Raw genomic sequence first — 17,323 nt, 5'->3', positions numbered from 1 at the left:
AGAACACCTATCGGGAGGCGGCTGATATTTTAAAAGAGTGGACGGCAGTGAGTCTCAGTCACACAACTGTAGGGGAAATGGTGAAACGCGTAGGGAAAACCCAAGTGGAATCTGACCAGGCCCTTGTAGAAGAGCTTGAATTGGCTACCTCACTGCCTAATGGGAAGAAGGTAGACTACCTGTTTGCCGAAGCTGACGGCGTATTCGTCCGGGGGTTAAAAAAGAAACAGAATATGGAAGTCCACCATGCCATTCTTTATGAGGGGTGGGGAACCAATGGAAAAAGGGTTTTTCTACGCCAGCCAAAAGTTATCATGACAACCGAACCCACCCAGACATTCTGGGATGAAGTCCAAGCTGTCGCCGCCAGCACCTATTCACTTGAAAAAGCCCGTATCATTACTAACAGTGACGGAGGGCCGGGATACACATCTGAACGGTTTCAAACGGCGTTCTCACAATCGGAATTTCCGGTGCTCAATCAACTGGATGCATACCACGTTGCACAGGCCATCGTCAGAACATTTGGGGGCGGAAAGAGTGAAATAAAGGAGCAGATTAGAAAGGCGATAAAAACGCACGATTTAGATCAATTCACACTGTATTTGGACACGTACGAAAGCACATTAACGGACAAAAAGAACCTCAAGAAAATCAAAGACTTCCGCTCGTATATCTTAAAAAACTGGGAACGCATTTTTGATTGGAGAGACAAGCTTGAAAATGTGCCAGAAGGTGCAAGAGGCCTGGGAGCAATGGAATCCAACCAAAGACATGTTTCATTCCGGATGAAGAAACGTGGCATGCATTGGAGCAAAGAAGGTGCAGAAGCCATGGTTAAGATCAAACAAGGGATTCTTAACCGAACATTGAAAGAAGCCTATCTGAAACGCCGTACAAGAAGCGCGAGGAAACATCGGGAATTGAAGCAAGCGATCAGGATGTCCCAGTTGCTTAAACAGTCCGTGCGCCCGTCAATTGGGGTAAAACGGGGGTCGGTCAGCTTGTTTACAAGCACATCATCGGCAGTTGGAAATTTAAGCAAAATCTTGAGAATTTAATTTCAACCTGGATAAATGACATTGATTTGAAAATTAATGTCATTTATCCAGGAGAGCAAGCGAAGCGCGGTAGTCGAAAGTGTACAAAAAGAGTGTCTTGAAATACCCGATATTTAAACACTATCGAGAAAAACTTGACACATACGCAAATCCGGACGTGTTGTGCTGGATAATGGCAGCGATGGACACAATCGGAACCCCTTCCACACGGGCGGTGGTCACATTTTCCTGGTAGCTTACGCCAAAATCAGCTTTCCCCGAAGCGACCATTTGTTCGGCGGTAATATTATCGCCCGGCTGGATGATTTTCACATTCAGCCCCTGCTTTTTAAAATAATTTTTCGTTTTCGCAACATAAAGGCCGGTATGGTTGGTATTTGGAAACCAGTCCAAAACAACCGTCACTTTCCGGAGCGCTTTTTCACGATTTTCCTGTTTGCTGCCTGAACATCCGGATGCCAGCAGCAGCATCATTGCAGCAAGCAAAATCCATGCTTTTTTCATTGATGATCTTCCTTTCTATCATTCCATGGCGCCAGTAACCGCTGCAGCACTTCGACGGCGGTGTACAGCAAAAAGGTCATGGCGACAATGACTGCGGCGACAGCAAATAAACGCGCGGTCATAAAGGACTTGGTTGCCCGCGTTAACATCACGCCGAGTCCCTCGCTTGCGCCAAGCCATTCACCAATAATTGCGCCCATTACACTATAGGTAACGGCAATTTTTAAACCGGAAAAAAAGTAGGGCAGGACAGCCGGAATTTTCACTTTCCGGTAAAGCTGCCAATTCGTTGCATGCATTGTTTTCATTAATTGAATAAGGCCTCTGTCTACAGTCTGGAATCCTTCCAATATGCTCAGGGCAATCGGAAAGAAACAGATTAAAATGACAACGATGATTTTCGGGCGCAACCCGAGGCCGAACCAGACGACCAGCAGCGGAGCAATTGCGACAATCGGCACCGTTTGCGAGACGAGAAGCAGCGGGTGGATGAACAGGCGGAACAGCGGAACCATATCCATCATGACGGCAATTAACGCTCCTAATAATATCGCAAGTCCCATTCCTGCCAAAACTTCTATTAAGGTTTGCCAAATATTGGGCCACAGCATGCTTCCCATTCCGGTTAATTCAGCCCAAATATCCGTTGGTTTCGGCAATATCCAGCCGCTGATATGGAATCCTGCTGTAATAGCCTGCCAAACACAGATTAACAGCAAAATCCACAATGCGGCCGATACCGGTTTAAGCATGCGATGGCGATGGCTGCGGTTTGCGGTATTTTGCAATTTTCTCATCAATGGTCACTCCGGTACTTGGGCGGTAATGGATTTTAATCGACGTGATCACTTCAGTGGCACCCGCTTTTGTGCACGCCTCCTGGGCCTCTTTAATAATCGCCAGCAATTCATCCAAATCGCCTTCCATCGTTGTTTCCATTGCACCGACCTCATAGCGTACGCCGGATTTCTGTACGACTTCAATGGCGCGGTCCACGACACTGTATAAATGATCATTCTTGGCATGCGGCACGACTGAAAACGAAACGGTGACTTGATTCGACTTTTCCATTTCATAACCTCCTGTTTATTTTTCCAAACAAAAAAGCTTTCTGCCATACGCAAGAAAGCCCTTTTCAAGAAAACGCACGAAAACCTTGTTTTTCCTTATATGACTCCCTACGCTGGCATTACCCAGATCAGGTTAAGGGTCGATGCCCGAAAAGGCACCCTCTCAGCTACATGAGCTCCCCTGCTTTTATTGTTTCTTCTATTGTAACACAAATTACACCATTAGCCGGTTTAAAAGAGATTTTAATTCCGCGGCAGCATGTTGTCTAAATACCTTAAAATTTCTTCCCGGTTTCCGCTTACCTTTGCTTCTCTTTTTTCATCTTTCTCCAGTTTTTCAACGGCTTTTTTGTAAACCTCCCCGGATATGGCCTGCGGAATAACCACGACACCATCTGCATCCCCAACAATGATATCACCCGGGCAGACTGGTACACCGCCGCATGAAATCGGGATGTTGACTTCCCCTGCACCGGCTTTTCCGCCTGCTGCAACCGTCGTACCTTTAGCAAAGACAGGAAAATCAAGCGCGAGCACGCCTTCAATATCCCGGATCACACCATCAGCCACGACACCTTGGATACCGAGTGTTTGGGCCATGCCAAGCACGAAGTCACCGGCAATCGCCCGATATGTATCCCCTTTTGAGTCAATGACCAGCACATCGCCGGGCTGCGCCTCCCTGATCGCTTTTAACACTGCGACGTTATCCCCGACTGGCATTTTTACCGTAAATGCCCGGCCGGCAAGTTTGAAATCTTTTCTTAATGGTTTAATTTGCGGGTCGAGATTATTCATCCCGTTCATTGCGTCTGAGATACAGGTTGCCGGCAATTTTAAAAATTTCTCCCTCATCGATTCCATCTTTTCGCTCCCTTTGTTTGGTGGTTTCAATTCTAGTATACTTCGAAATCCCTGCTATGAAAACGTTTTTTAATGATTGTGAAAACAAGGATTTCCAGCCATCCCCACCCAAAGTTCGGATTGTTCCAGGCTGCGCGCCATACGGAACAGCCAGTTTTCTTTGCCCTTTGGCGCGATGAATTGCACGCCGAGCGGAAGGCCGTTTTTTGTGAGATGTACCGGCAGGCTGATTGCAGGCTGGCCGGTCAAATTAGCCAGTTGCGTAAACGGCGAAAACGTAAGGCTCGGTTCAAACATTTCGTATATCATCGCCTGTTGTTCAGACTTCCGCAAACGGCTGACTTGAAGCAATTTTCGCGTTTCCTCGGGGGATTGGGCCAGTTCGCCGATTTTCGGTGCAGAAAAAGCCGTGGCCGGTGTCATGTAAAGGTCATAGGTTGCATGAAACTCCGCCATCCGGGCTGCAGCCGTATCCCATGCTGCAAGGCTGCTTGTAAATTCAGCTGCAGTGACTTGTTTTCCCGCTTCAAACAGTACCCAGGATACGATCTCCATGTCATCGTGGGTCAGCGGGCGCCCCATTGCTTTCTCTAATGCCGACAATTCGGCGGCCATTTCCCCGCAATTCATTAAATAGTAGTTTTCCATCAAGCGCCTGCCGTCTACTTCCGGCTGCTGTTCCTCCACATCATGCCCCTGCGCTGCCAGCCACTTAGCCGTTTTTTCCACGGCGAGCACCGCTTCCCTGCTGACAGGTGTTCCCACAGGAGATTTCGTTGAAAAGGCAATTCTGAATTTTTGCGTGCGGGACTGTTCCATATCTTCCAGGAAACTTCCGGTAAACAGCGGCGTTTGAAAAGCGGCTTCCGGCTGGAGGGTTTGCAGCACATCCAAAAGCGCAGCGCTGTCCCGCACTGTGCGCGAAAGTACAAAATCGACTGCCGCACCTTGCCACTGGCGCCCAACCCCCGGACCGACCGGCGTTCTCCCCCTTGTCGGCTTCAACCCTACTAAACTTGTAAATGATGCGGGGATGCGGATCGAACCGCCGCCATCATTCCCGCCGGCCACCGGAACCATGCCTGAAGCCACACTTGCCGCTGCGCCCCCGCTTGATCCGCCCGGGGAATAATCCGGATGCCATGGGTTTCTTGCCGGGCCGAGCCAGTCTGTTTCGGTAATATTTTTCAGCCCGAACTCAGGTACATTTGTATGGCCCAGAAACAAAAAACCGGCTGCCCTTAATGTTGCCGTAAAATTGGAATCGCGGCTGGAGCGGTTATGCTGTAATAATTTCGAACCCGATGACAGCCCCTCACCTTGAACCGCCTGGGAAATGTCTTTCAGCAGCATAGGAACTCCTGCAAACGGCTGGTTTTCCAGCTCCAGCGCTTTCATTTCCTGTTGCGCTTTCTTGAACCGCTTGCGGATGACCGCATTGAATTCGGGGTTCATGTTTTCAATACGGGAAACGGCCGCGTCAAACACTTCCGCTGCTGACACCTCTTTCTGCTTGATACACTGTGCCAATCCGGTAGCATCATAGGATAAATACGCTGATTCTTTCATATTATAGCCTCCTCTATCTCCTGCCTCATTTTCTATGTTCGCTGATTTCCTTCCCGCTGTAAAGAGATAAAGCAGCTGTCTTTCCACAATTTGCAACAGTTTAAACTTGTTTACTTCTATCTGCAGCGGGTAAAAAATTTATGTAACCCACAAAGGAGGAAGATAAATATGGCAAAGACTGTTGCCGGAGTCTACCCAACTTTACAAGATACGATTGACGCCATTGACAGCTTAACTGCAAAAGGATATAACCCCTCCAATATTTCTGTGATCACAAATGGAAATGATACCGATTATTTAGAAAACCGGACAGGTACCACAGTAAATGATGCATCAGCATTAACAAACACCGAAAATGAAAATCTTTGGGACAAGATTAAGGAATTCTTTACACCAGGCTATTACGACCAAAACACAAAACGTCTCACCAATCTTGATATTCCACAAGGTGAATTGGACCGCTACTCCCAGGAAATCAACGCCGGGAACTATTTGGTACTTCTTGATGACAGCCATGTTGACGGGTCCGGCAATACTGGTGATGATGCAGGTATAACCGGAGCCGATCCGCAAACAGCAGGCAACGCCTCATCCGACCCGCAAACCATTGGTGAAGCGGGCGCCAATCCGGTGAATGAATTTGATGAAACTTATTCGACAAACCAGGAAAAGAAGCTGGATGTACGTGAAGAAGAACTTCATGTAAATAAAAAACCTGTAAAAACAGGTGAAGTAAAAGTCAACAAAGAGGTCAAAACAGAGGAAAGGAATTTCGATGTTCCAGTCCAACACGAAGAAGTTTATGTAGAACGCAGGCCGGTTGACGAAAATAGCGCTTCAGAACCTGTTGACGGTTCCGAAACCATAAAAGTCCCGATTGTAGAAGAGCAAGTGGAAGTCACGAAAAAGCCAGTGAAAAAAGAAGAAATTGTCATTGGCAAACACACGGTCAATGATAAAGAACATGTTTCTGAAACGGTTAAGAAAGAAGAAGCCCATGTTAACCAGGGCGGTACAGGAAACGTGGACAATTCCAGCAAATCTTAATCAAAAACAATCAACTGCCCAAAAGAGCATTTTTTGGGCAGTTGTTCTGTGTTTCCGGCCTCCTATTGATCTGCAGGCGCCACCGGTAAAACTGTTTTTGCAATCGACCGGTCAAGCGCTTCAAAGTCATCGTAGGAAATGGTACTATACAGTTCTTTCCTTGTCTGCATATCGGAAAGGGCGTTTTTTTGGGTCCCCTCATTTTTAATTTTTTCAAACACGCGCTCATATGCCTTCGCCGCCACGCGCAGCGATGTGACCGGGTAAATCACCATTTGATAACCCATCTCTGCAAATTCATCCGCGGTATAATACGGCGTTCTGCCAAATTCAGTCATATTGGCAAGCAGCGGCGCTTTGATTTTTTCGGCAAACATGCGGAACTCATCAGCTGATTGCAGTGCTTCCGGAAAAATCGCATCCGCGCCTGCTTTCACATAACCGTTTGCCCGATCTAAAGCCTGCCGAACGCCTTCCACGCCTCTTGCATCCGTCCGTGCCACAACCATAAGCGTTGGCGCTACTTCTTTTATTGCTTTAATTTTTTCACACATTTCACTCGTTTCAACAAGCTGCTTGCCATTTAAATGGCCGCATTTTTTTGGAAGCTGCTGATCCTCGATCTGTACGGCGGCCACACCGGCTTCCACCATTTCACGAGCGGTGCGGGCAACATTCAATACACCGCCAAAACCGGTATCGATATCAACAAGTACCGGCAGATCAGCAGCACGGACAAGTTCCCGCGCACGTTCTGCCATTTCTGTTGAGGTAACCATTCCGAGATCAGGCAGGCCTTTACTCGCGGTATAAGCGGCACCCGATAGATAGAGCGCCTCGAATCCTGTATTTTTTGCAACCAAAGCGGCCATCGCATCATGCGCCCCCGGGATTTGCAATATTCCGGGCGCTCCTATTAAGTCCTTGAAGCGCTTTGCAAGGGCTTCCTGCGTGGTTGGCTGATTGACAATCCAAACCATGGTGCAACATCCTTTCTACAAAGTAAATTGCTCAACAAATTCGTTCACCTTCATATTTTCCAGGCGATTCGGCTGCAGGCAGGCCGTTTCGATTCGTTCCCGCTGCTTTGCCGGGTAGTGGGTTGCCAGGTTATTTGAAAATTTAAGGACGATTTTTGGAATGGCCTCTTCCCTTCTGAAACGGTGGCCGAGCGGATATTCGACTTCCACCTTTTCCGTGCTTGTGCCATCTTTGAAAAAAACCTGGACGGCATTGGCAATTGATCGCTTGTTCGGGTCAAGATAGTCGATGCTGTACTTTTTGTTTTCGACAACGGTCATTTTATCCCTTAACGCATCAATACGCGGATCTCCCGCAGCCTCGTCTTCATAATCGTCTGCTGTGATATCACCCTTTAGCAGGCCGACTGCAGTAATATACTGGATGCAATGATCACGGTCGGCAGGATTATGTAAGGGCCCGGTTTTGTCAATGATGCGGATGGCCGACTCATGGGTTGTAATCGTGATGTTCTTGATTTCACCAAGGCGCCCGGCGACTTGCGGATGGAGTTTCACTGCGGCTTCCGCAGCTGTTTGGGCATGAAATTCCGCCGGATATGACACTTTAAATAAAACATTTTCCATGACATACGATCCAAACGGCCTTGCAAGGGTTAATTCTTTTCCTTTAAACAGCACATCCTGAAAACCCCAGCCCGGTGCGGACAGCGGCGTGTTGTAACCCATTTCGCCTTTCACCGCAATCAAAGCAAGCGCAACTCCCCGGCTGGTCGCATCCCCGGCCGCCCACGATTTTCTTGAACCTGTATTCGGGAAGTGGCGGTACGTTCTGAGGGAAGCATTGTCAATCCATGCATGGGAAACGGCATTCATGATTTCTTCCAACCCGCCGCCAAGCATCTTTGACACGACAGCTGCCGTCGCCACTTTCACAAATAATACATGGTCAAGGCCAACCCGGTTGAGGCTGTTGTCCAATGCGAGGACCCCCTGGATTTCGTGGGCTTTGATCATCGCTTCCAGCACATCGCGTACCTCAAGCGGTTCTTTCCCGTTTGCCACACGCGTTCTGCTCACATAATCGGCAACGGCCAGGATCCCGCCTAAATTATCGGAGGGGTGCCCCCACTCCGCTGCAAGCCATGTGTCATTGTAATCAAGCCAGCGAATCATGCAGCCGATATTAAAAGCACCTTGAACCGGATCAAGCACATACGAAGTGCCGGGCACACGCGTCCCGTTTGGCACAATCGTTCCAGGCACAACCGGTCCGAGCATTTTGGTACACTCCGGATATTGCAGGGCGAGAATGCCGCAGCCAAGCGTATCCAGCAGCCCGTAACGCGCCGTTTCAAAAGCTTCCGTACTCGTTATCTCTTTTTCCAGCACATACCGGGCAATTTCTTCAATTAAAATATCTCTTTTTTCAACAGTTTCATTGGTTGACGTTATACTGGCCATTTTTACTTGCCCCTCCCTAAATTGTTTCATTTACATGCAAACCGCGCAGGCCTGTGTACCTCACACGCGGGCGGAACAAGCGGTTGTTTTCATGTTGCTCCATAACATGGGCGCAAAGGCCGGCAGTTCTTGAACTGAAAAAGATCGGGGTGTAAAGCGAAATTGGAATGCCAAGCATCCAGTAGACGGGTGCTGCATAATAATCCAGATTCGGATAAAGGCCTTTTTCCTGCGCCATCATTTTTTCACCGGCTTCGCACATTTGCAAAAGCAAATCATCTCCCTGCTCGCGGCTTAATTCTTTTAGCGCTTCTTTCATTATCAGCGCCCGCGGATCCATCTTCTTCATATAAACGCGGTGGCCGAAACCCATAATTTTTTCTTTCTTTGCCAGTTTGGCAGAAAGCAAGCTTTCAAATTTTTCCACCGTGCCTGCTTCATTCAGCATTTCCATGACCGCTTCATTGGCGCCCCCGTGCAAATGGCCTTTTAATGAAGCAACTGCACCGGTCAGTGCGCCGTAGAGATCGGAAAGTGTCGAGGCGATCACTCTTGCGGTAAAAGTGGAATTCGGCAGTTCGTGTTCGCTGTATAATACAAGCGAGCGGTCGAAAATTTTTTCTTCCATTTCGGATGGCGCTTTGCCTGTCATCATATACAGGAAATTTGCGCTGTATGATAAATCTTTGCGTGGCTTTACCGGTTTTTCGCCTTGTAAAAGATGGTAGCTGTTGGCGACGATGTTCGGAACATGGCCAAGCAACTGCAAGGCGCGGTTCAAATTGGTTTCATGCCCGCGGTCGAGCAAATTTCCATCATAACCTGCAAGCGCGGAAACACCCGTCCGCAGCGCATCCATCGGGTGTGTCTTTTTCGGCAGCAACTGCAAAATTTGCAGGACAGCATCCGGAATTTCATAATTCCCTTTTACGCTTTCTTCAAGTGCAGCCTTTTCCGCTGCATTAGGCAGTACCCCCTCCAGCAGCAAATGGACAATGTCCAAATAGCTTTTGGTTTTGGATAGTTCGATTAAATCATACCCCTTTAAAACAATCTCGCTTTCAATGGTATCCAGAAAAGAAATTTCCGTTTCAATGGCCACTACACCTTCCAGGCCGGGGACAAATTGAGCCGTTGTTTTTTCCATCTCCCATCCTCCGTTCAAAAAAATAAAATGTAAGCATTTTCATTTCTGTGCAAGACAAACGGCACGGCTGTATGAAACAGTGAAGTTCCCAATAAGAACATATCATAACATTGAAAAAATTACAACTTGCATTAACAATTCCAATCAGGAAGATCATTTGTCTGATCACTACTCCCAGTTGGCCCGGCTTATACGGATCGGTTTGCTGATTATTTGTTTGTTTTCAATCCTGCAGTATGGCAACAATACACAAAACAATATATTATACTGTATTATTTTGTGTATCTTTTTTGTGTATCAATTAAAAGCTGATAAAGTCAACGGTTTCAATACAGTATTTTGGCACGATATTTGCATATATTATTAGTGAGTACAAAAAAGCGTGTCATTGTACTCAGCGTATCACAAGGCTTTTAGCATCTGAGTCTTGTTTTCGTAGGAGGTGGCCGGATGGTAATGGATATACGACTTGCGCGCATTGATGATCGATTGATTCATGGCCAGGTTGCTACTGTTTGGTCGAGAGCCATGGGGATCGAACGAATTTTAGTGGTCAGTGATGAAGTCGCCCATGATGAGTTGCGGAAGTTTCTCTTAAAACAAGCGACACCGCCAAGCATCAAATCACACGTCATCACAAAGCAAAAACTGCTTGAGCTTTATCAAAATCGATTGTTTGACAGAACGAGGATCATGTTGTTGTTTGCTTCGCCGCGAGACGTACTGGAAGTAGTTGAAGCAGGTGTTGGTTTGAAAACGGTTAATATCGGCGGCATGCGTTATTGTGAGGGCAAAAAGATGGTCACTAATTTTATTTCTTTGAATCATGAAGACGTTCAATCCTTTGTGAAGTTAGCCGATTTAGGAATCAAACTGGAAATCCGCCAAGTGCCTGCAGATCGAAAAATGGATCTGATCCAACTGCTCAAAAAAGAAAAGATGCTGCATGACTGAATTCAGGTTACAGGTTTTTTGAACTTATTTATAGGATTAAAGCTGTAACAATCAGAATAGGAGAACAGGAGGTAAAAAGATGGTAGGAATTATCATTGCTAGTCATGGTGAATTTGCCAATGGTATCTTGCAATCCGGGGCGATGATCTTTGGAGAACAGGAAAATGTAAAAGCTGTTACATTGATGCCGAGCGAAGGACCGGATGATGTAAAGGCAAAAATGAAAGCAGCAATCGCCTCTTTCGACAATCAGGACGAAGTATTGTTCTTAATCGATCTTTGGGGTGGAACTCCTTTCAACCAAGCCAACAGCTTGTTTGAAGAACACAAAGACAAATGGGCAATTGTTGCCGGCATGAACTTGCCAATGTTGATTGAAGCTTATTCATCACGCTTCTCAATGAACACAGCGCACGAAATTGCCGCACATATTTTAGGCGCAGCTCAAGAAGGGGTTAAAGTAAGGCCTGAAACATTACAACCGGCTGCTGCATCTGCTGCAACTGCGGCCAAGCCTTCAAATGCAGGCGCCCCCGGTAAATTTGAATACGTATTAGCACGGATCGACTCCCGTTTACTTCACGGGCAAGTAGCGACGGCCTGGACAAAAACGACACGGCCTACACGTATCATCGTTGTATCTGATGCAGTAGCTAAGGATGAACTTCGTAAGAAATTGATTCAACAGGCCGCTCCTTCAGGTGTAAAGGCACATGTTGTTCCTGTCAATAAAATGATCGAACTTGCAAAAGATAATCAACATTTTGGCGGCCAGCGCGCGTTACTTCTTTTCGAAAACCCGCAGGATGCGCTCAGAGCGGTTGAAGGCGGCGTTCCATTGAAGACAATCAACGTTGGTTCTATGGCACACTCCCCTGGTAAAGTTCAACCCAATAAGGTGTTGGCTTTTAACCAAGATGATATTGATACTTTCGCTAAGTTAAAAAAACTCGGTTTGAAATTCGATGTCCGTAAAGTTCCAAGCGATTCAAAAGGCAACATGGACGAAATTATCAAGAAGGCTCAAGAGGAGTTAAACAAACAAAAATAATCCTGATGATCAGGAGAAAAGGGAGGATGAATCAACATGGATTTAAATATTATTCAAATGTTATTAGTCTTTATCGTAGCATTTTTAGCTGGTATGGAAGGCATTTTGGATGAATTCCACTTCCACCAACCCATCATTGCCTGTACATTAATCGGCTTAGTTACAGGAAACTTAGTCCCATGCCTTATCTTAGGTGGTACCCTGCAAATGATCGCTTTAGGCTGGGCAAACATCGGAGCTGCTGTAGCACCGGATGCTGCGTTAGCATCAGTTGCATCTGCCATTATTTTAGTTTTAAGTGGCGCTGGCAAAGCCGGTGTATCTTCCGCAATCGCGATTGCCGTTCCGCTTGCCGTTGCAGGTTTATTATTGACGATTATTGTCCGTACGATTGCAACTGCATTCGTACACTTTATGGATGCTGCAGCCAGAGAAGGCAATATCCGAAAAGTTGAAATGTGGCACATCATCGCAATTATCATGCAAGGGTTACGGATTGCAATCCCGGCTGCGTTAATTTTGGCGATTGGTGCAGGTCCGGTTAGAGGCTTACTTGAAGCCATGCCGGATTGGTTGACAGAAGGCTTGGCAATCGGCGGGGGAATGGTTGTAGCTGTTGGTTATGCAATGGTTATTAACATGATGGCTGCAAAAGAAGTATGGCCATTCTTCGCAATTGGTTTCGTATTAGCGACTGTTTCACAAATTACACTGATCGGTCTGGGTGCTATCGGTGTGGCGCTTGCACTTATCTATTTAGCTCTTTCCAAACAAGGCGGTTCAGGTAATGGCGGAAATGGCAACACCGGTGATCCACTAGGCGACATTATTGATAATTACTAAGAAGGAGGCGGGCACAAATGGCAGAACAAATTAAATTATCTAAAAAGGATCGGATTTCAGTTTGGTGGCGTTCAACTTTCATTCAAGGTTCCTGGAACTATGAACGTATGCAAAACGGCGGCTGGGCCTATTCAATGATTCCCGCAATCAAAAAACTATATAAAACAAAAGAAGATCGTGCTGCTGCACTAAAACGTCACTTGGAGTTTTTTAATACTCACCCCTATATCGCTTCACCTATTCTTGGTGTAACTTTAGCACTTGAAGAAGAACGTGCAAATGGTGCGCCGGTTGATGACGTAGCCATTCAAGGGGTTAAAGTCGGGATGATGGGGCCTTTAGCAGGTATCGGGGATCCGGTTTTCTGGTTCACGGTTAAACCAATCCTTGGTGCGTTAGCGGCTTCTCTTGCTATGACCGGTAACATCCTTGGGCCAATTATTTACTTCGTACTTTGGAATATCATTCGTATGGGATTCATGTGGTATACGCAGGAATTTGGCTACAAAGCCGGTTCTAAAATTACGGACGACTTATCTGGCGGTTTACTCCAGGATATTACGAAAGGCGCATCAATCCTTGGTATGTTCATCCTCGGTTCATTAGTTAACCGTTGGGTGTCTGTAAAATTCACGCCAACTGTTTCTAAAGTTAAACTTGACGAAGGCGCTTATATTGACTGGGATAAACTGCCTTCAGGAGCGGAAGGGATTAAATCTGCGTTGGAACAACAAGCGGCCGGTCTTTCACTGGATTCTACTAAAGTAACGACTTTACAAGACAACCTGGACAGCTTAATTCCTGGTTTAGCCGGATTGTTGCTGACGCTTCTCTGCATGTGGCTGCTTAAGAAGAAAGTTTCTCCAATCGTGATGATTCTTGGATTGTTCGTGGTTGGGATCGTCTTCCACTTAATTCACTTAATGTAGTCATAAAGACGCTTGCCCAGGCTTTTTTTAGCCTGGGCTTTTTAAAAAGATTAAATGATGATCTGGTGTCTGTGCTTCGTTGTTACTTACACTGAATCGGTCTCATCCGATTTTGAAAAAGACGCCCGCACTGATCCCCGGGTATTTTTTTGCTTAAAATGATAAAGCACCGTATAATAATGATGATGAAAAGAAACGGAGTCGGTCAAATGGTTCAGTCAATCAATACAAAAGTCGATTTAGTTATAGATGCAACCTCACATATCGGACTTACGGATTATGGCAAGATCATGGTCGGAGACAAGGGATTTGAGTTCTTCAATAATCGTGATGCCCGTAAGTTTATTCAAATTCCCTGGGAAGAAGTTGATTACGTCATCGCTTCAGTCATGTTCAAAGGGAAATGGATCCCGCGTTTCGCGATCCGGACAAAGCGTAATGGGACGTATACCTTTTCTTCTAAAGATCCGAAAAAAGTTTTGCGGGCGATTCGTGAATACGTTGATCCGAGCCATATGGTCCAATCATTAAGTTTCTTTGATGTGATCAAACGCGGCTTGAAGGGTAAATTTAAAAAGTCATAGTTTTGCGTACAAGATAAGACAGGTTGGAGCTTGTCTTTTTTTTTTTCGGGGATAAATCCGGAATGGTGAACTGATTAATCGTTTACAAGATTGAAAACAGTATTTTATCCTGAAAAAGCCGGAAAAAGTTTTTTTCTTCTTTTTCCGGTTTGTCTCATGAAACTGTAACCTGTTCATTCACAGGCATGTTTTCGATCATATCCGCAATATAATAGATTTCGTCATCGGTTAATTGAATCTTAAAATTGTCGTAAAATATCTGTGCCGCTTTCTTAAATTCTTCTATCTGTGCCGCTTTTTCTTTCGGTATTTCATTTTTATAAACGAGGCTGTTACGGGTGACCGCGCGTTCCAGGGCACAGCCGATATGGAGGTTCAAATTAATTTTGGCGGAATTGTTAAAGGCGCGCCCGCTTATTTTTTCAAGGCTCGCTACGTAATCAGTTATCGAACCAATTATTTTTTTCGGGTTCAGGTAAGTCAGAAACTCATTTAAACTTTCCTCGCTCATTTCACGCACCATTACAGGTGACCGCGGATTGGACGGCAGCAGCTGCTGGTTCTGGATCAAACGGACAACCTGGCTTTCCCCTTCCCCCATAAACAGCGATTCAATCGGGATAAACGGGGCGTTGACTTTCGGATCGGCAATTCCGACGGTTAACAGGATATCATATTTTTCCATATATGCTGCCCGCCTTTTTTCCACCTCATTGATCGGCAGCGGAATCACTTTGATCTCGGTTCTTCCAATGCTTTTCAGCAGCTGCCCGACAAGCTGCTTCAGTTTTTCAGCCGCGCCTTCCCCTGTTGAACAAACAGAGAGAATGGCAGACGGCTTTTGCGGTTTGGTTCGATTGGTTTGTTCCACCTGATAGGATCCGTATCCCCTGAAATCTTTCAGTGATTCATAAATATCGTCTAAATTCATTTCCATAATGGTCGCTTTCCGGATTGCTTCAATGACTAAGGCCGTGGTGACCATATCGATCGTCCGGGTTTTAATGCCTGTTTCATTTGTAATAATCTCCCCGAAGCCCGTCAGTGAACCCATATCCACAAGCAGCAGGACACCCTTGCCCATGTCAATTTCTTTTACCCTGTTCTTCATTTCTTCCAATATATATTTCGGGCTTAAGTCGAGCGGCATATCAATGCTGTCAACATTCGTTTCCCCAAGCAGGCTCTTCACCACACTGACCATGCTGCTCGCCGTACTGCTCCCGTGGGCGGCGACAAGGATGGCAACCTGATCAGCCTTCTGGTTATCCAGTAAAGAGGTCAGCAGGATTGTTAAATACATCGCTTCTTTTACCGGCACATGCACATGATAGCGGTCTTCGATCATTTTGCATATATCCATTGACAGCTGATACTCCTGCGGGCGGTCGTTAATTACATTTTCAATATTGGTATACGAGGCGGCCTGCTGGTTTTTGACCCGCTTCAGGAAGGATGTCAGGTGCAGGCTGAACGCCAGCAAAAAGCGATCATTTACCTTTTGTTTCAGACGCTTTTCCACCACATCCTGCACTTCATCACTGAAATCAAGAATATCGGAGCTGACGATCTTTAAAATTTTCTCGCGGTTCAGCGCATTGCTTGAAAATTTGTTGTAAAACTTGTTCAAGTGGATATCAATGTCCAGTTTTAAAAACCGGTTGATGTCCTCATCAGATACATCCTGGTCCATCATAAAGCTGACTTTATCGCCAATAATGTTATAAAGATTGAAATCCGGCTCATATGGATCCTCTTCAAAGAGGGCTTTATTTTCCCCCTCCGGATATACGGTAAAAAATGACTCCAGCCCATCTGAAAGTTCCTGGATTTCCTGGCGCTTCCTGCTTAAATAGAAGAAACCGTTTTTAATCTCTGATGGCAGGTCTTTAAACTGGATTTTAATGACGTCTTCGTGGAGGCAGTGAAGAAATCCGTTTGCGCAAACGAGCTGAATATTGGATTTTAATTGCCCGATGTTCCCGAAAGACGTATTCCCGATTAATGCCTTCATCGATTCGGCATCAATCTTAATGGGTTTTTGGACACGGTTCGCCTCAATGGCAAGCAGGAATTTCAAAATTTCAATTTTATCCTTTGACGAACGCTCTTCAAAAGACGGGATCCGGATCAAAATCGGGATACGGCGGACAAATGTTTTCAGCAGGGACGATTCCGGGTCTTCCGTTGTTGCACCAACGATCAGCACATTTGCCTTATGGTGCCGTTCTGTTTCCCCGAGCTTGCTGTAAGTGCCCGTATCCATGAAATAAAAGATCATTTCCTGTCCTTCAGGCGGCAGGCGGTGAATTTCATCAAGAAAAAGCATCCCGCCGTCCGCTTTTGCAACGAGTCCGTCTTTCTCGGTATCCGCGCCAGTGAACGCGCCTTTTGTATGTCCGAAAATATGTGAAAGCAAAAGCTGCGGGTTATTCGCATAGTCCGCACAGTTAAACACAATAAATTTCGCGTCATCGTCCATAAATGGCGCCGAGTCTTTTGCAAAATTGAACATCATATTGGCAAACAGCGATTTCCCGACCCCGGTCTGGCCGACAATTAACGTATGCAACCCGTGCGGCGGATACAGTACGGCGGCTTTTGCTTGTTCAACCTGGACTTTCAAACTGGACTTTGCTCCAATTAAATCGTCAAACGGGCTTGGATCTTCCAGGGCATCAGGTCCCTTGTGCCCATCCGGAGCCGAAGCGGCAGTCCGGACATTTATCACCTCATGAATATGATCAAATTCATTCACATCTTCCGGCAGTTTACACTGTATCAAATTTTCAATACAGCTTTTGACAAGATAATGCACCGGCCGCCCTTTGATCTTAATGATTAAATGTTGGCGCAGCAATTTGTTTAATTCAGCACTGGCATTATTGCGCAATATTCCAAGATCGTCCGCAATATCGGACGCCGTAAAACCTTCCATGCGGATAAAGTCTTCCAGCGTTTTCCCCTGTGACTGTTCGGTTAAATATGCATAGATTCTGTCAATACGCTTCACGAAGACATCCCTTCTCCCCAAATCCATATTTGTATCTTAATAGTATCACGAATGTATCAGAGGGGACAGCTAAAAAGGATGGAAAAAAGCCCGGCCCCGAAACCCCGCCTGATTTTATCGGCGGCTAAGCTTGCGGACCGGACCTCTTTTAATCATTTTTTGCGCATGAAAGGCTTTTGACCCTAATTTTCTTGTCAAAATGGCGTTCATCAGGCTTATGAAACGCATCTGGACACAATTTTC

At 46.1% G+C, this 17,323-nt stretch carries 15 protein-coding genes, 1 pseudogene and 1 riboswitch; of the genes and pseudogenes, 7 read left to right on the top strand and 9 right to left on the bottom strand.

Features of this window, described 5'->3' with window-relative positions; all coding sequences use genetic code 11:
• Positions 1–1,061 (top strand): ISLre2 family transposase (locus C232_RS18490; protein ID WP_040400024.1); only part of this gene is annotated, 1,061 nt, incomplete at its 5' end.
• 144 nt (positions 1,062–1,205) lie between these two features.
• On the opposite strand, the pseudogene C232_RS0108005 reads toward C232_RS18490, so the two are convergent.
• The 5 genes and pseudogenes from C232_RS0108005 to C232_RS0107985 form a co-directional block, all read right to left on the bottom strand.
• Positions 1,206–1,565, bottom strand: a pseudogene (locus C232_RS0108005) (ABC transporter substrate-binding protein); the annotation flags it as partial.
• Positions 1,562–2,317, bottom strand: a complete 756-nt coding sequence (locus tag C232_RS0108000) for an ABC transporter permease (protein WP_026314531.1) — start codon at positions 2,315–2,317, stop codon at positions 1,562–1,564. The pseudogene C232_RS0108005 and the gene C232_RS0108000, both read right to left, overlap by 4 nt.
• Positions 2,310–2,636, bottom strand: a complete 327-nt coding sequence (locus tag C232_RS0107995; protein ID WP_018663117.1) for an MTH1187 family thiamine-binding protein — start codon at positions 2,634–2,636, stop codon at positions 2,310–2,312. Before C232_RS0107995 ends, C232_RS0108000 begins: the two co-directional genes overlap by 8 nt.
• 87 nt (positions 2,637–2,723) lie before the next feature.
• A riboswitch (TPP riboswitch) is annotated at positions 2,724–2,828 on the bottom strand.
• A 50-nt stretch (positions 2,829–2,878) separates the two neighbouring features.
• Positions 2,879–3,499: an RraA family protein gene (locus C232_RS0107990; RefSeq protein WP_018663114.1), complete on the bottom strand. Its 621-nt coding sequence runs from the start codon at positions 3,497–3,499 to the stop codon at positions 2,879–2,881.
• 69 nt (positions 3,500–3,568) lie between these two features.
• On the bottom strand, positions 3,569–5,068 hold the full coding sequence (locus C232_RS0107985) for an amidase (protein WP_018663111.1): 1,500 nt from the start codon (positions 5,066–5,068) through the stop codon (positions 3,569–3,571).
• A 168-nt stretch (positions 5,069–5,236) separates the two neighbouring features.
• On the opposite strand from C232_RS0107985, the gene C232_RS0107980 reads away from it, so the two are divergent.
• Entirely contained in the window at positions 5,237–6,115 is an 879-nt protein-coding gene (locus C232_RS0107980) for a YsnF/AvaK domain-containing protein (protein ID WP_018663108.1), read from the top strand.
• A 62-nt stretch (positions 6,116–6,177) separates the two neighbouring features.
• On the opposite strand, the gene prpB is transcribed toward C232_RS0107980, so the two are convergent.
• Genes prpB through mmgD form a run of 3 tightly spaced genes read right to left on the bottom strand, consistent with a single transcriptional unit; the run spans position 6,178 to position 9,706 of the window.
• Positions 6,178–7,095 carry a methylisocitrate lyase gene (gene prpB, locus C232_RS0107975; protein WP_018663106.1) on the bottom strand — a complete coding sequence of 306 codons (918 nt, stop codon included), beginning with the start codon at positions 7,093–7,095 and terminating at the stop codon, positions 6,178–6,180.
• A gap of 15 nt (positions 7,096–7,110) precedes the next feature.
• Positions 7,111–8,550: a 2-methylcitrate dehydratase gene (gene prpD, locus C232_RS0107970; RefSeq protein ID WP_155891552.1), complete on the bottom strand. Its 1,440-nt coding sequence runs from the start codon at positions 8,548–8,550 to the stop codon at positions 7,111–7,113.
• Positions 8,551–8,575: 25 nt separating this feature from the next.
• Entirely contained in the window at positions 8,576–9,706 is a 1,131-nt protein-coding gene (mmgD, locus tag C232_RS0107965; RefSeq protein WP_018663100.1) for a citrate synthase, read from the bottom strand.
• Between the two features lie 456 nt (positions 9,707–10,162).
• Here mmgD and C232_RS0107960 point away from each other — a divergent pair, with 456 nt between their 5' ends.
• From C232_RS0107960 to C232_RS0107940, 5 genes are all read left to right on the top strand, one after another.
• Positions 10,163–10,660 (top strand): PTS sugar transporter subunit IIB, encoded by a 498-nt coding sequence (locus C232_RS0107960; protein ID WP_235801530.1) that lies wholly within the window; start codon positions 10,163–10,165, stop codon positions 10,658–10,660.
• 79 nt (positions 10,661–10,739) lie between these two features.
• Complete coding sequence (locus C232_RS0107955; protein ID WP_018663096.1) at positions 10,740–11,711, top strand: mannose/fructose/sorbose PTS transporter subunit IIA; 972 nt, start codon at positions 10,740–10,742, stop codon at positions 11,709–11,711.
• A gap of 36 nt (positions 11,712–11,747) precedes the next feature.
• A complete protein-coding gene (locus tag C232_RS0107950; protein ID WP_018663094.1) occupies positions 11,748–12,554 on the top strand; it encodes a PTS mannose/fructose/sorbose transporter subunit IIC in 807 nt (268 codons plus the stop codon).
• Positions 12,555–12,571: 17 nt separating this feature from the next.
• Entirely contained in the window at positions 12,572–13,483 is a 912-nt protein-coding gene (locus tag C232_RS0107945; protein WP_018663092.1) for a PTS system mannose/fructose/sorbose family transporter subunit IID, read from the top strand.
• A 209-nt stretch (positions 13,484–13,692) separates the two neighbouring features.
• Entirely contained in the window at positions 13,693–14,067 is a 375-nt protein-coding gene (locus tag C232_RS0107940; RefSeq protein WP_018663090.1) for a DUF956 family protein, read from the top strand.
• A gap of 154 nt (positions 14,068–14,221) precedes the next feature.
• Here the strand turns inward: C232_RS0107940 and C232_RS0107935 are convergent, their stop codons facing one another.
• Complete coding sequence (locus C232_RS0107935; RefSeq protein WP_018663087.1) at positions 14,222–17,080, bottom strand: sigma-54-dependent transcriptional regulator; 2,859 nt, start codon at positions 17,078–17,080, stop codon at positions 14,222–14,224.
• Positions 17,081–17,323: the final 243 nt, after the last annotated feature.

The organism is Heyndrickxia acidiproducens DSM 23148 (assembly GCF_000374345.1).
In the GTDB taxonomy this organism is placed as follows: Bacteria; Bacillota; Bacilli; order Bacillales; family Bacillaceae_C; genus Weizmannia; species Weizmannia acidiproducens.
The sequence above is the reverse complement of the archived record's forward strand: the minus strand, read 5'-3'. Positions and strand labels throughout refer to the sequence as shown.

Coding starts and splice junctions, on each gene's coding strand:
- C232_RS0108000 (WP_026314531.1), bottom strand. CDS start 2,317: ATGCTTAAACCGGTATCGGCCGCATTGTGGATTTTGCTGTTAATCTGT.
- C232_RS0107995 (WP_018663117.1), bottom strand. CDS start 2,636: ATGGAAAAGTCGAATCAAGTCACCGTTTCGTTTTCAGTCGTGCCGCAT.
- C232_RS0107990 (WP_018663114.1), bottom strand. CDS start 3,499: ATGGAATCGATGAGGGAGAAATTTTTAAAATTGCCGGCAACCTGTATC.
- C232_RS0107985 (WP_018663111.1), bottom strand. CDS start 5,068: ATGAAAGAATCAGCGTATTTATCCTATGATGCTACCGGATTGGCACAG.
- C232_RS0107980 (WP_018663108.1), top strand. CDS start 5,237: ATGGCAAAGACTGTTGCCGGAGTCTACCCAACTTTACAAGATACGATT.
- prpB (WP_018663106.1), bottom strand. CDS start 7,095: ATGGTTTGGATTGTCAATCAGCCAACCACGCAGGAAGCCCTTGCAAAG.
- mmgD (WP_018663100.1), bottom strand. CDS start 9,706: ATGGAAAAAACAACGGCTCAATTTGTCCCCGGCCTGGAAGGTGTAGTG.
- C232_RS0107960 (WP_235801530.1), top strand. CDS start 10,163: ATGGATATACGACTTGCGCGCATTGATGATCGATTGATTCATGGCCAG.
- C232_RS0107955 (WP_018663096.1), top strand. CDS start 10,740: ATGGTAGGAATTATCATTGCTAGTCATGGTGAATTTGCCAATGGTATC.
- C232_RS0107950 (WP_018663094.1), top strand. CDS start 11,748: ATGGATTTAAATATTATTCAAATGTTATTAGTCTTTATCGTAGCATTT.
- C232_RS0107945 (WP_018663092.1), top strand. CDS start 12,572: ATGGCAGAACAAATTAAATTATCTAAAAAGGATCGGATTTCAGTTTGG.
- C232_RS0107940 (WP_018663090.1), top strand. CDS start 13,693: ATGGTTCAGTCAATCAATACAAAAGTCGATTTAGTTATAGATGCAACC.